This window comes from Flavobacterium sp. WC2416, assembly GCF_041200095.1.
Lineage (GTDB): Bacteria > Bacteroidota > Bacteroidia > Flavobacteriales > Flavobacteriaceae > Flavobacterium.
Window position 1 is genome coordinate 1,134,067 of sequence record NZ_CP165626.1, and the last position, 14,521, is coordinate 1,148,587.

The 14,521-nt window shown below is 32.9% G+C and carries 12 protein-coding genes and 1 pseudogene; 10 read left to right on the forward strand and 3 right to left on the reverse strand.

What is annotated here, in order from left to right; translation table 11 throughout:
- Positions 1–50 precede the first annotated feature (50 nt).
- Both AB3G39_RS04675 and AB3G39_RS04680 read right to left on the reverse strand, forming a co-directional pair.
- Complete coding sequence (locus AB3G39_RS04675; RefSeq protein WP_367755293.1) at positions 51–935, reverse strand: NAD kinase; 885 nt, start codon at positions 933–935, stop codon at positions 51–53.
- A gap of 56 nt (positions 936–991) precedes the next feature.
- Positions 992–1,648 carry a CBS domain-containing protein gene (locus AB3G39_RS04680; protein WP_369766124.1) on the reverse strand — a complete coding sequence of 219 codons (657 nt, stop codon included), beginning with the start codon at positions 1,646–1,648 and terminating at the stop codon, positions 992–994.
- Positions 1,649–1,763: 115 nt separating this feature from the next.
- Between AB3G39_RS04680 and AB3G39_RS04685 the strand changes: the two genes are divergently transcribed.
- From AB3G39_RS04685 to AB3G39_RS04695, 3 genes are all read left to right on the forward strand, one after another.
- Positions 1,764–2,477 carry a pyridoxine 5'-phosphate synthase gene (locus AB3G39_RS04685; protein ID WP_369766125.1) on the forward strand — a complete coding sequence of 238 codons (714 nt, stop codon included), beginning with the start codon at positions 1,764–1,766 and terminating at the stop codon, positions 2,475–2,477.
- A 238-nt stretch (positions 2,478–2,715) separates the two neighbouring features.
- Positions 2,716–5,007: a carboxypeptidase-like regulatory domain-containing protein gene (locus AB3G39_RS04690; RefSeq protein WP_369769718.1), complete on the forward strand. Its 2,292-nt coding sequence runs from the start codon at positions 2,716–2,718 to the stop codon at positions 5,005–5,007.
- A 6-nt stretch (positions 5,008–5,013) separates the two neighbouring features.
- A complete protein-coding gene (locus AB3G39_RS04695) occupies positions 5,014–5,868 on the forward strand; it encodes a DUF4249 domain-containing protein (protein ID WP_369766127.1) in 855 nt (284 codons plus the stop codon).
- A 49-nt stretch (positions 5,869–5,917) separates the two neighbouring features.
- Here the strand turns inward: AB3G39_RS04695 and AB3G39_RS04700 are convergent, their stop codons facing one another.
- Positions 5,918–7,264 (reverse strand): hypothetical protein, encoded by a 1,347-nt coding sequence (locus AB3G39_RS04700; protein ID WP_369766128.1) that lies wholly within the window; start codon positions 7,262–7,264, stop codon positions 5,918–5,920.
- Between the two features lie 199 nt (positions 7,265–7,463).
- Between AB3G39_RS04700 and AB3G39_RS04705 the strand changes: the two genes are divergently transcribed.
- From AB3G39_RS04705 to AB3G39_RS04735, 7 genes and pseudogenes are all read left to right on the forward strand, one after another.
- On the forward strand, positions 7,464–8,231 hold the full coding sequence (locus AB3G39_RS04705; RefSeq protein ID WP_369766129.1) for an alpha/beta fold hydrolase: 768 nt from the start codon (positions 7,464–7,466) through the stop codon (positions 8,229–8,231).
- A 40-nt stretch (positions 8,232–8,271) separates the two neighbouring features.
- Positions 8,272–8,616, forward strand: coding sequence for a phage holin family protein (locus AB3G39_RS04710; RefSeq protein WP_367755285.1), 345 nt, complete (start codon positions 8,272–8,274; stop codon positions 8,614–8,616).
- 98 nt (positions 8,617–8,714) lie between these two features.
- Positions 8,715–9,083 carry a hypothetical protein gene (locus tag AB3G39_RS04715; RefSeq protein ID WP_367772099.1) on the forward strand — a complete coding sequence of 123 codons (369 nt, stop codon included), beginning with the start codon at positions 8,715–8,717 and terminating at the stop codon, positions 9,081–9,083.
- Between the two features lie 150 nt (positions 9,084–9,233).
- Positions 9,234–10,085 carry a DUF3347 domain-containing protein gene (locus AB3G39_RS04720; RefSeq protein ID WP_367772097.1) on the forward strand — a complete coding sequence of 284 codons (852 nt, stop codon included), beginning with the start codon at positions 9,234–9,236 and terminating at the stop codon, positions 10,083–10,085.
- Positions 10,086–10,100: 15 nt separating this feature from the next.
- Entirely contained in the window at positions 10,101–10,796 is a 696-nt protein-coding gene (locus AB3G39_RS04725) for a DUF3347 domain-containing protein (protein ID WP_369766133.1), read from the forward strand.
- A gap of 1 nt (position 10,797) precedes the next feature.
- Positions 10,798–11,268, forward strand: a complete 471-nt coding sequence (locus AB3G39_RS04730) for a heme-binding domain-containing protein (RefSeq protein ID WP_367755277.1) — start codon at positions 10,798–10,800, stop codon at positions 11,266–11,268.
- 6 nt (positions 11,269–11,274) lie between these two features.
- Positions 11,275–14,502 (forward strand): annotated as a pseudogene (locus AB3G39_RS04735) (efflux RND transporter permease subunit).
- Positions 14,503–14,521: the final 19 nt, after the last annotated feature.

Below are 14,521 nucleotides of genomic sequence, written 5' to 3' on the forward strand. Positions count from 1 at the left end.
AAGCAAAACGAAAAAAAATGATAAAATCGTATAGCGCAGTAATAAAAAAATTAATTTCTTTTGTCTTCTCCCCAAAGTAGTTTTGTGCGAAGTGTTTTAAGAAACGTTTCGTCGGGGATTTCCACCATGTTTATTTGGAAAGGGGTTTTCTTAATTGTCAATATAGATTCGTTTCCTACAGAAGTAATTCGGGAATCCAGTGAAACTAAATAATTTTCTTCTCGACCGGAAACTTTTAGTTTAATTTCAGTCTCATCAGGAATGACAAGTGGTCTTGCATTAAGATTATGGGGAGCTATTGGGGTAATAACTAAACTTTTTACATCGGGAGTCAGTATAGGGCCACCACAGCTCAAGGAGTAGCCAGTAGATCCTGTAGGGGTTGATATAATTAATCCGTCAGCCCAGTATGAGTTTAAAATCTCGCCATTTAAAAAGGTGTCAATTGTAATCATGGATGTGGTGTCCTTGCGACTTACCGAAACTTCGTTCATTGCAAAGTTAATATCCTGAAGTGCTTCGTTAGGCGGGTCACAGGTTAAACTTAATAAGGTTCGTTTAGAAATAGTATATTTTTTATCAATCACAATTTGTAAAAATTCATGAATGTTTTCTTTTTGAACAGTGGCAAGAAAACCCAATCGACCTGCATTTATTCCTAAGATCGGCACACCAGAATCACGAACTAAAGTGGCTGCTCTCAAAATAGTTCCATCGCCACCAATGCTTACCAACAGATCAAAAGTAGCGTCAAGCTCTGCATGGGAAGAAAAGGTATTGTAATCTTTTTGAATAATTTTTTTTTCATATAACATGTCCAAAAAATTAGCTTCAATGACCAATTCTACGTTGTTTTGATTAAAAAAAACAAAAATATCTCTTATGATTGGTTCTGTACTGTTTTGATAATATTGACCGTAAATGGCTACTTTCATTTCTTTATTTAATCGTTTGTTTGGAATTTTTAATCTAATAATTGCCTCAACTATTTTTATATATTAAGGTATTTATCTAAATAGTCTGAGCGCTCTTTCAAGTTGTTTATATAATCATCCTCTTGATGTTCAGATGTAATTTCGTAATTGTATCTTCTAAATGTTTGAATGATCTCGTTGATGGCGCCTAAACTTATTTTCATCGTAACTTCAATAGTGTCTACATCAGCTTCAGAGATGAATAATCCTAAAAGTTTACCATTATTGCTTTCCACGATTTGAGTGATTTGACTCATGGAATAATCAAGAATTCCTTTTTTTACCTTTATAATTCGTCCTTGCTCTTTCAAGAAGGGAGTTTGGTGAAAAAAGCTCATGATGTCATCTATTTCATAATAGCCTACATAGGTATTGTTTTCGTCTAAAACTGGAATCAAATTAGAATGGTTTTTCGCAAAAACTTCTAAAACTTCAAGCCATAAAGAGTCTGTTTTAGTAAAAAACCCTTCAAGAGTATATCTGTAGTCAATTACTTTTTTATCATTTTCAAAAGTTTCTAAGTCTTCAGATGCAATGCTTCCTATATATATCCCTTCTTCCACAACTGGAAAATGAGAAAAGTTCAAATCATCAAAAAAATATTTAACAGTCTCGATGGTATCTTGACTGTCAATGGCTTTAAAATCAGTGGTTATGTAGTTTGTAATTTCCATCTTAAATAAATCCTCAATTTTTATGCAAAATAATCAAAAAAAGGCAAAAACTCCTACCTTTTACTTTGTATTTTTGCTTCTATTAAACAGTTATTTATAATCAAAAAGTATTCCAATGACAAAGTTAAGTGTAAATATCAACAAAATAGCTACTTTACGTAATGCTCGTGGTGGAAATGTTCCTGACTTATTGAAGGTAGCCACCGATATTCAAAAATTTGGAGCTGAGGGAATCACCATTCACCCTCGTCCTGATGAACGCCACATTCGCTATCAAGATGCTCGCGATTTGAAAGCCATTGTTTACACCGAATATAATATAGAAGGAAATCCACTACATAATTTTATCGATTTGGTTTTAGAGTGTAAACCGGACCAAGTTACTTTAGTTCCTGATGCTATTGGAGCCATTACATCTTCTGCGGGTTGGGATACCATAAAAAATCAATCGTATTTGACCGAAATGATTCAAGAATTTCAACGCAACGGAATCAGGACTTCCATCTTTGTAGATCCAGTTTTGGATATTATTGAAGGGGCTAAAAAAACTGGAACGGATAGAATCGAATTATATACCGAAGCTTTTGCGCACCAATATAGTTTGGGGAATCAAAACGGAATTGATCTGTATGTAAAATCAGCAGTTTTAGCTAACGAACTAGGTTTAGGAATCAACGCAGGACATGATTTGAGTCTGGACAACATTCAGTTTTTTAAACAAAATATCCCTGGATTATTAGAAGTTTCCATTGGGCATGCACTAATTTCGGAGGCTTTATATTTAGGACTAGAGAATGTGGTCAATATGTATTTACAAAAATTAAAATAAAATAATTGGGGCGTGACCCGCCAAAAAAGGCGGGTCGGGCTATTCGCTACAATCTTTTTTTATTCCGCTATCGCTCCATATAAAAAGGATTTCCGCTACTATCCCTCACGCAAACTAAGTTGTAAGCTCAATTAATACCCCCCTACTATTTATCATTATAATTAATAATCTTAACAGGAATAATTTTACTAATTTATATTAGAAATGGTTACTTTAGCCTTTTATTAAAAATGAGCTATTGAAAGCAATTATACTATCTTCTTTTTTATTATTGTTTGGTTTAAAAATGGTAGCTCAGTCTAAATTTACTGTAGGAGGTTTAGTAAGAAGTAAGGAGAAGCAAGCTATTATTGGGGCTAACCTAACTTTTGTTTCTAGAAGCAATACTTTTTCTACTTCAACGGATTCTATAGGTTCATACTCTATTAAATTACCCCCTGATTTTTATAACATTGAAATCCGTAATGTTGGATTTGTTTCTCAATATTTAAAAAATACTATTTCAAACAAAACTTCCCTTGATGTTATTTTAGAAAGAGAAAGAGGTTTATTAAAAGAAGTTATAGTAGTAACTAACTCAAAAAAGCCTCTATCAATTTCATCAGGAAATAGATTGTCATTTATCCCTGAAAAACTAAGTTCTATCCCCTCATTAATGGGTGTTCCAGATGTAATAAAATTATTACAACTTACTCCTGGAGTGCAAAACTCTGGAGATGCAAATGGGTATTTATACGTAAGAGGTAGTGATCCAGGGCATAATTTAATGCTTTACGCTGAAACTCCTATATATGGTATGGCACACTTACTTGGCGTTTTTCCTTTTTATAATGGTGATCACATTAAGGAAGTTCTGTTTGATAAATCAAATTCAGACGCAAGAAATGGAGGTAGATTAAGTGCCACAGTTTCAATATTGACTAATAAAAAAGTACCAACTAAATTTTCTGCCAAAGGTAATTTAGGATTGATAGCATCTCAAGCTACATTAGCAATACCGATATCAACCACGATGGGACTGTATCTTTCTGCGAGGAAAACATATATTGATGAAATTGTAGGTCCATTGTTTAATTCTTCTAAAAGTAATGAGAATAGTGATGTAAAAGGCTTGAAATATAGTTTTGGAGATAGTAATTTGACATTTATTGCAGCGCTTACCAAAAAACATTTATTTACGGTAGATGCTTTTGTAAGTGGTGATATTTTACGTATTACGGATTCTAATTTGGCACTTAATTCAAATTTAAAATGGAGTAATACTACTATTTCGCCTTCTTGGCAGTATCTAGTGTCCAAAGGAATAATAATGACAAATTCTCTTTATTATACTCGTTACGAGAATAGACTATATATGGAGCAAGCGACTGTGCAAATGAATATTGCTTCATATGTAAAAGACTTAGGGTTCTCTAATTCGATTAAATATTCAATAAATGAAATTCCTTTTGAAACAGGTTTGCAATATATTATTCATGAATTACTACCACAAAAAATTGAAGTTAGTAATTTGAGTATGAATGCTACTAATCAACAAGCAGAAATTTTTAAAGCGAATAGCTTAGCACTATATACTAGTGCAAAGCCAAGATTATTTGATAAGGTTTCTGCAGAGATTGGTTTTCGTGTAAATTATTATTCATCAGATAAGGGAAAAACGAATTACCTTCATCTAGAGCCAAGAATATTATTAAATTACCTTCCGCAAATAAACACTTCTTTTTTTGCCTCGTACACACGTCAAAATCAATACTTAAATCTTATAACAACATCAAGTGTTGGGATCCCTACAGATTTTTGGGTAGCTAGCTTAGATGGTATCCCTACACAATTTTCTAATGAATTTTCATTGGGATATAGTCAAAAATTTAAGAGAGAGTTTGATTTTTCGTTAAATACTTTTTATCGCACAATGAATAATTTAATTGAATATCCATATGGTGTAACACAGTTTAATGAAATTACAACCTTTAAAAATGATATTGTAGTTGGAAAAGGGGAGTCTTATGGACTAGAATGGATGTTAAAGAAGGATAACGGAAAATTTACAGGCTGGTTGAGTTATACTTTAAGTTGGGCTAATCGTAAATTTGATGCGCTTAATGATGGGGATCACTTTTATGCTAAATATGATCGAAGACATAATTTAGCATTAGTAGGAACTTTTGATTTAAATTTAAAATGGAATTTTGGAATTACTCAAATTTTTAGTTCAGGAAATCGTTTTACATTACCTACATCGTGGTATTTTATTAATAATAATCCCGTAAAGGAATATGGAAAATATAATAATGCACAAATGCCAAATTATATACGTACAGATTTATCTGTAAATTATTATTTTATAAAAACGAGAGAAAAGGAAAGCGCTCTAATTTTTTCTGTTTTCAATACTTTTAATATTGAGAACCCAATATATACTGTTCTAAATGTTGCCATTGATGAAGACAAACAAAAAATAGAGGTAATACCAGAAAGGAAAACATTGTACTCCATTTTACCTTCAGTAAGTTGGAGATTTAAATTTTAAATGAATATGAAACAGTTTGTATTATTGTTTTTTTGTATGCTTTTTTTAAGCTGTAATCAAGATACTTTTGATAAAAGTAGTAATACTGATTCTAAGATTGTTGTGGAGGGATGGATTGAAACAAATGATTATGCACAAGTAATATTATCTACAAGTATTCCTATTGCAGCTACGATTGATTCAACAACCATTTTGAACCACGTAATTAGGTCAGCAAAAATCACGATTTCTGATGGTGAAAAAGTAGAGGTATTAAGATTGAAAAGGGACAGTGATAGAATCCCGCCATTTGTATACTATGGAAGTGAAATACTTGGAGAATCAGGGAAAGAATATTCGTTAAAAATAGAGTATTTAGACAAAGTACTCCAAGCGAAAACAATAATTCCTAAGGTGGTACACTTAAAAAAAGCATCTTATATAAAGAAGAACCCACAAGATACTACGGGTTATGTATTTATAGAATTTGACGATCCAGTTTTAGAGAAAAATTACTATCAGGTTACAACTAGAATAGACAAAGAGGAGCCTATTTTTGTTCCTGCTTTTTATGGAAACTTTAATGATGACAGCTTTATTTCAAGTACAGTTGCTATGCAGATCAATAGAGGAATTTTGATTTTTCCTAAAACTAAATTCAAGCCCTATTTTACTGATGGTGATTTGATTTATGTTAAATTAAAAACGCTAAACAAGGATGCTTATAATTTTTGGAATAGTTGGCAAAACGAAATTGTAAACGGTAGAAATCCTATTTATCCTTCAAACACAAGTTTAAAATCAAATATTGAAGGCGGTTTAGGACTATGGACCGGTTATGGTCAGAGCACAATTATCGTAAAAACTCCTCCCAAAAAATAAAGCCGAACTGAATGATTTTCAGTTCGGCTTTAAGTCAATTTTTAAGATTTTATCTTTCAAAAGACTTTAAAAAGACTTCGAATTTTTTTTCTAAATCATCAAAACCAGTAGAGAAGTAAGCGCTCATTTCAACTTCGGTATTATCGTTGAATTTTAAGTAACTTACTTGGTCGTATTCTTGATAAAGCATACCAGTGTTATTGTCATTCCATGACCAATATTTATCAGCTGCATTCCACTCATAATGATATATGTCACTATACCCTTTAACTGACCTAGAAATGACATCGGCTATTTTTGTCCCATCTTTTTTAGATACTAAAATCAACTTCATGTTTTTATTATTTGCAAGAACTTCTGCTTCTGAATAGGCTTTATTATAATCATTTATTTTTGAATAATAAGTACTAGTGTTATAATCAGGCTCTACCAAAGTTTTCTCTAATGCAGTTTGATCATTTCCTAAACCTGCAATATCAATATCAGCAACAATAACAAAATTGTCCATCAATTCAACAAGTCCGTTCGCTTTTCCTCTATAACTAACTAATGCTTCATTATCATCAATTAAAGCGTCAATTTTAGCTGTACTTCCTAAAGTAAATTTCACAAGGTTTTTTTCCTTATATGTGAATGTGGATTCAACTGAATTTACATCTCCTTTTTTACTACTAATTCCATAAGCATAACCATCATTTAAAACCATTTTGAAGTTAGATTCATCTGGAGTCTCTTTAGTGCCTGTATATTTTGCATTCGTTACAAAAGTTGCAGCTTGTGCATTATCAATAGTTAAGGTTGCGTCTACAGAAGTAGGTAAGAAGATTTCATCATATACAGAGGGAGTTTGAATATAATCCTCAATAGTGGGGTCATAAACCCAGTTGCCATAAGTGTCTGTGATTTTTACTTTTATATTAGATTCAATAGCTTTTGATGATAATGAGGCGTTGTTTGTTGTAGAGCTTGCTTTAGCTGGAAAAACAAATTTTAACTCAGTAGATGAAGCTGTTTTAACCCAAATTTTATTTGTGTTATTCCATGTATAAATACCGTAAACACCAGAAACATTTAAAATGTTTTCAATTTCGTTATTAAATTTGCCATCAAAAATGTCAACTGATCTAACTTCTAATAGATTTTCCAGATTTTGTATAGCTTCAATGGCACCAGAAGTCTTTGAAGTATTCATTTCAACTAACATTGTATTGGCTTCAGCTTCTAGTTTTACCTTTTGTTCAGCAGGTGTTAGTTTAGAATAGGGTTGTTTAATCAAGTTTGCAATCTGATCATTTAGATTTTCAGAAGTTACTTCAGTACTTTCAGTATTATCACTACTACATGAAGTAGTAAGTTGAGTAACAATAAGGCCTAGTAAAAGAAATTTTTTAATCATAGTTTTTTATTTAAAGATTTGCACTATTTTGACAATTTATTTATTTTTTGATAAAAATAGTCTTACAAAAATAGTCAGTTAACTATTGGCTCACAATACCCACTTTTAGTGATATTTGTATTAATTACTTTAAGAAGTGTTGTGTTTTAATGAAATTTCATTTCTTATATTTGTAAATTAATATCATTAAATTTAAATAATGTTATATTCAAAAATAGAAGGCGAAGGAAAGCCACTTTTAATTCTTCACGGATTTTTAGGAATGTCTGACAATTGGAAAACACTTGGAACACAATTTGCTTCAGATGGTTTTCAAGTTCATATGTTAGACCTTCGCAACCATGGTCGAAGTTTACAATCAGAGGAATTTAGTTATGAATTTATGGTGCAGGATGTTGTTGAATATTGTCAAGGCCATAATTTAAATTCTATAGATATAATAGGACATTCTATGGGTGGTAAAGTTGCAATGCTGTTGGCAACTAGTTATCCAGAATTGATCGATAAATTAATCGTAGCCGATATTGGGCCTAAATTTTATCCGCAACACCACCAAACTATTTTAGCAGGATTGAATGCAGTAGACTTTGCTAACAAACCAAGTCGTTCAGATGTTGAAGCAACCCTATCAGAATATATAACGGATTTTGGTACAAGGCAGTTTTTGCTAAAGAGTTTGTATTGGCAAGAGCCAGGTCAATTGGCCTTTCGATTCAACCTATCCGTTTTTAATGAAAAAATGGAGGAAATAGGAGTGGCACTTCCAGAAAATGCAATTTTTAATAAGCCTACACTTTTTATCCGTGGTGGAAACTCTAATTATATTTTGGACAGTGATTTTGAAGTGATAAAAAAACATTTTCCGAATTTAAAAATTGAAACAATCCCTAATGCAGGTCATTGGCTTCATGCCGAAAATCCAAAAATGTTTCATGAATTGGTAATTTCTTTTTTAGAAATAAATTGATTCATTTAAAAATTTAGTACTTTTAATTAAAATAAAAAACATGAAATTACTTTTTAGAATTCTTATAACATCTGTTTTAGTACTTTTACTTTCGCATTTTATGACTGGTGTTCATGTCGCAGGTTTTACTACTGCATTGATTGTAGCGGTAGTTCTTGGATTGCTAAATATTTTTGTAAAGCCTATCTTGGTCATTTTGACATTGCCTATTACCTTTATAACTTTAGGTTTGTTCTTATTAGTAATTAATGCGTTAATCATTTTATTATGTGATAATATAGTAGGTGGATTTAGTGTTGATTCCTTTTTTACAGCCTTGTTATTTAGTATTATACTTTCTGTTTCTCAGTCACTTATGTATTCGATATTAGGGGAAACTAAATAAAACAGTAAGAAAAAAGTGAATTAGTAAAGTTGTTTTAACAATTATTTAGTGGTTATCTAAATATAGATTTACTAATTTTGTTCCTTATTACAATAAAAATGAAAAAAATCCACATCATACTAATCGTTTTGCTTGGCGTCTTCTTGATGCCAACTTCAACTTTTGCATGTGGTAATCATTCAGAAAAAAGTTCTTGTTCTAAAGAAATGTCTTCAAAAACAGGAATGAAAGATTGTTGCAGCACGAATTCTCATTCAAAAAGCAAAAATCACAATGGTTGTAATGGAAAATGTGGACATGCTATGTGTAGCGTTTCATCATTTAATATAGGGGTAGTTTCTTCTATTCCATTAGAGGTTCAAGACAATGTCTTTAATTTTTCTACCAAAAAACAAAAATTTTACCAATCCGCATCTTTTACTTCTGCGGGCTATTCTTCTATCTGGCTTATTCCTAAAATAGGCTAAATTCTTTTTTTGACAGCCAATCGTGTGTCAAATTCAAAGCTCATATTGCTTTAATCAATTATTTATGGTCATTACAATTGGACAAATTATAGTTTAATTACTATCGTTTGGATATTGATTTGCCCTATTCAACTTCAAATTATTTATACAATGAAATCACTAAACAAATCAGTGATGGCAATAACATTATTGCTATCAGTCGCATTTACTAATGCGCAAATTAAAAATGCCAAAACCGAAACGGTAAAGATTTTTGGTAACTGTGGAATGTGCGAAACTACCATAGAAAAAGCAGGCAGTCTTAATAAACTAGCCAGTGTAGACTGGGATAAAGACACCAAAATGGCCGCGATTACCTATGACAGCGCTAAAACCAATCCAGATGAAATTCTAAAACGAATTGCATTGGCAGGTTATGATAGTGAAAAATTCCTTGCGCCAACGGATGCATTCAATACACTTCCAGGATGTTGTCAATATGAAAGAGAGGCTAAAGTTGCTGAAAAAATGGAAATGTCTTCAATGAATACAATGGGTGGGCATGATAATCATTCGGATGTCAGTGTTACGACAAAAGAACAAGTGAATCAGTTAAAGTTAGTTTTTGATGATTATTTTTTACTAAAAGATGCCTTAGTTAAAACAGATGCTTCAGTGGCTTCAATGAAAGCAAAAGAATTATTGACAGCTATTGCTACCGTAAAAATGGAAGATTTAAAAATGGAAGAGCACATGGCTTGGATGAAGGTTTATAAAGAGCTGGGTTCAGATGTTAAAAGTATTTCTGAAACACAAGATATTAAAATTCAGAGAGATTTTTTTAAATCGGTTTCAAAAAACATGTATGAGTTGATGAAAGTATCAAAAACAGACACACCAACATATTATCAATATTGTCCGATGGTAAAAGCAAATTGGTTAAGCAAAGAAAACGAAGTTAAAAATCCATATTACGGTTCAAAAATGATGAGTTGTGGTAAAACAGTTGAAACTATTAAATAATTTAAAAACAAAAAAATGAAAAACGTATTCAAATTAAGCATCATCCTTTTAGTATTGGCTTTTGCTTCATGTAAGGACAATAAAACAGAAACTAAAAGTGAAGTAAATTCAGAGAAGACTGCAGATAATCAATTGTATTCCTGTCCGATGCATCCAAAAGTGACAGGAGCCAAAGGCGAGGCTTGTTCTGTTTGCGGAATGTCATTGTCAGAGCCAGTTGTTGAAGCTAAACCAGTTATTGAAGCGGTGAAAGAGGTGGAAATTATTAAAAGTAACTCTTCATTTTCAATTGACCCTATTTTAGATAATTATTTGAAATTAAAAAATGCATTGACAAAAGACGACTCTAAAGGGGCAGCCGAAGCGGGAAAGGAATTGTATGCTACTTTAAAAAATTCGAACTCAGATAAAATTGAAGCTAATATTAAAAAAACCTATGCAGATATCACTGATGATGCCAAAGAACATGCCGAACATATTGGTGATAATGCAGGTAAAATTGACCACCAAAGAGAGCATTTTGCCATGTTAAGCAAGGATGTAAATGATTTGATTAAAATCTTTGGAACAGATAAAAAAATATATAAAGATTATTGCCCAATGTATGATCAAGGGAAAAGTGGCTATTGGATTAGTGAGGTTAAGGATATTAAGAATCCCTATTATGGATCCGAAATGCTAACCTGTGGTGGAATTACTAAAGAATGGTAAAATGAAGAAAGTTTTCAAAAAAATAGTCGCAATTGCATTTATTGCTTTTTTGTTGATGCAATTGTATCAACCTGTTCGTACGATTGATTATGGACCGGTTCCAGCTTTGGATTTTATGAATGCTTATGCAGTTCCAACAAAAGTGGAAACTATTTTGAAAACTTCTTGTTATGACTGCCACAGTAATACTACAAATTACCCTTGGTATTCAAATATTCAGCCTGCAAGAATGTTGATGGATAGTCATATAAAAGAAGGCAAGGAAAATTTGAATTTTAGTGAGTGGGGGAATTATTCTCTTAGAAAACAAGGAAACAAATTAAATGAAATTAGTAAACAAATAAAGAAGGGTGAAATGCCTTTGACGTCTTACACACTAATTCATAGAAACGCAATCCTTACTTCAGTTCAAAAAGAAGAAGTAGTTCAATGGATTGATAAAATGAAAGATAGCCTTTCATCAAAAAAATAAGTTGTTATGGTCGAAAAATTAATTTCTTTTTCATTAAAAAACCGATTAGCTGTCTTACTGGTTTCGGCCTGTTTGTTTGGTTGGGGGATTTATAGTGTGCAACAAAATCCTATTGATGCAATTCCGGATTTATCCGAGAATCAAGTGATTGTTTTTACGGAATGGATGGGTCGAAGCCCACAAGTTATAGAAGATCAAGTAACGTATCCTTTGGTTTCTAATTTACAAGGGATTCCAAAAATCAAAAATATCCGTGCTTCCTCCATGTTTGGGATGAGTTTTGTGTATATCATTTTTGAAGATGATGTAGATCCTTATTGGGCTAGAACCCGTGTATTGGAACGTTTGAATTATGCGCAACGGCTATTGCCCGAAAGTGTAGTTCCCACGCTAGGACCTGATGGTACAGGGGTTGGTCATATTTTTTGGTATCACTTAGAAACTAAAGGAATGGATTTAGGTGAACAGCGCGCTTTGCAAGATTGGTATGTGAAGTTTGCCTTGCAAACGGTTCCCGGAGTGGCGGAAGTCGCTTCTTTTGGTGGGTTCGAAAAACAATACCAATTGGTTTTAGATCCACTCAAAATGCAATACTACAATGTTAGTATGATGGAAGTGATGAAAGCGGTCAAAAGCAGCAACAATGATGTGGGTGGCAGAAAATTTGAAATGAGTGACCGATCGTATGTAGTAAGAGGATTGGGATATATCAAAAACATAAAGGATGTGGAGGAAATTGCCATTAAAAACTACAATTCGGTTCCTGTAAAAGTCAGTGATATTGGATCGGTACAAATGGGTGGCGATTTGCGTTTGGGAATTTTTGATGCTAATGGTGAAGGGGAAGTGGTAGGCGGAATTGTAGTGATGCGTTACGGCGAAAATGCCGATAAAGTAATTCAAGCAGTAAAAGCCAAAATGAAACAAGTCGAAAAAGGCTTGCCAGAAGGGGTGACTTTCAAGACGTCGTATGACCGAAGTGAATTGATAGAAAAGGCAATCGAGTCTGTTAAAGGAACTTTGATAGAAGAAATGATTGCAGTGTCGATTATTGTTTTACTATTTCTTTTTCATTGGCGAAGCGCGCTTATAATTCTGATACAATTGCCTATATCCGTGGCGATAGGATTTATTTTTCTTCAAGCCTTTGGGATTTCATCCAATATTATGTCGCTTACAGGTATTGCCTTAGCTATTGGTGTTGTGGTTGATGATGGGATTGTGATGGTGGAGAATGCCTATCGAAGTATCTCTGAGAGACAGGAAGAACTGGACAATAAACATTAATCAACAGCAATGAAAAAAATATTTAAAAATATATTCAAAAAAGAACATGATCCAGTGTCTTCTGAAGAAAGAATGAAACTGATTGAAGACTCCTCAAAATTAGTAGGGCCAGGTGTTTTTTATTCTACATTAATCGTGATTGCTTCTTTTTTACCCGTTTTTCTATTAACAGGAATGGAAGGGAAATTGTTTAGCCCGTTAGCTTGGACGAAATCATTTATTCTAATTGTGGATGCTTTTTTAGCTATCACATTGACGCCGGTTTTAATCAGCTATTTGTTAAAAGGGAAATTGCGTCCCGAGAATAAAAACCCAATTAATAGAAAATTGGAAAGTATATATACGCCTATTTTAACTTTTTGTTTGAAATGGAGAAAATCAGTATTGGCAGTAAACATCGTCGCTTTATTAATTGGGGGATTGATGTTTACTCGATTGGGGTCTGAATTTATGCCACCATTGGATGAAGGTTCAATCTTATTTATGCCAGTAACTTTACCTGATGTTTCGAATGCAGAGATTAAGCGAATTTTGCAGGTTCAGGATAAATTGATAAAATCAATTCCAGAAGTAACCCATGTTTTGGGAAAAGCAGGAAGAGCTAATACAGCAACGGACAATAGTCCGATAAGTATGATTGAAACCATCGTTTTACTAAAACCTCATAATGAATGGAGAGAAGGGAAAACTAAAAGTGATATTATAACTGAAATCAACAATAAGCTCCAAATTCCAGGTGTGACTAATGGATTTACTCAGCCCATTATCAACCGGATCAATATGCTATCTACAGGAATTAGAACCGATGTAGGAATTAAAATTTACGGTGAAAATCTGGACACGATAGATGCATTGGCACAAAAAATAAAAAAATCCTTAGAAGGCACAGCAGGAGTAAAAGACTTGTTTGCGGAACCTATTACAGGAGGGAAATACATTGATATTGTTGCTAAACGAGAAGTTATAGGTCGTTATGGTCTTAGTGTTGATGATGTAAATAGTGTTGTAGAAGCAGCGATTGGCGGAATGACATTAACGACCACAATTGAAGGACGACAACGTTTTTCTGTCAATGCACGCTATGCACAAGAATACAGAAATAGCCTAGAAGCCTTGAAAAAATTACAGGTGCAAACAATGGAATACGGACCAATACCATTAGAAACTGTTGCTGATATTAAAATCAGCGATGGACCGCCCATGATTAATAGTGAGAACGCCATGCTCCGTGGAAGCGTTTTATTTAATGTTAGAGATCGGGATTTAGGGAGCACTGTAAAAGAAGCGCAGGACAAACTGAATGCGATGATGACCAAAATGCCAAAAGGATATTACGTGGAATGGAGTGGACAGTGGGAAAACCAAATTCGGGCCAACAAAACATTAAGCTTGATTATGCCTCTTGTTGTAGTAATAATATTTTTGATTTTATTTTTTACTTATGGCTCCATGAAAGAAGCATTCGTGACCATGATTACAGTTCCTTTTGCTTTGATTGGTGGAATTTTTATGGTTTATTTTTATGGGATTAACTTATCTGTGGCTGTGGCTGTCGGGTTTATTGCTTTATTTGGTTTAGCCATTGAAACAGCCATGTTGATTACCATTTATTTAAATGAAGCCATGATTAAAATGGTCGAAAAACATGGAAATAGTAGTGAAACCATTACAGAAGATATTTTGCGAGATTATATTATTTATGGTTCGGCCAAAAGGTTGCGCCCTAAATTAATGACGGTTTCTGTGGCTTTGTTTGGATTAATCCCCATTCTATGGTCAACAGGAACTGGAGCGGATGTAATGATTCCAATTACAGTACCACTTATTGGAGGGACAATTACTTCCACTATTTATGTATTATTAGTAACGCCAGTTGTTTTTGAAATGACAAAACTTCGTGAATTAAGAACAAAAGGTAAAATAGAAATCATCAATGCGAAACATTAAAAAGTATATCATTATAAGT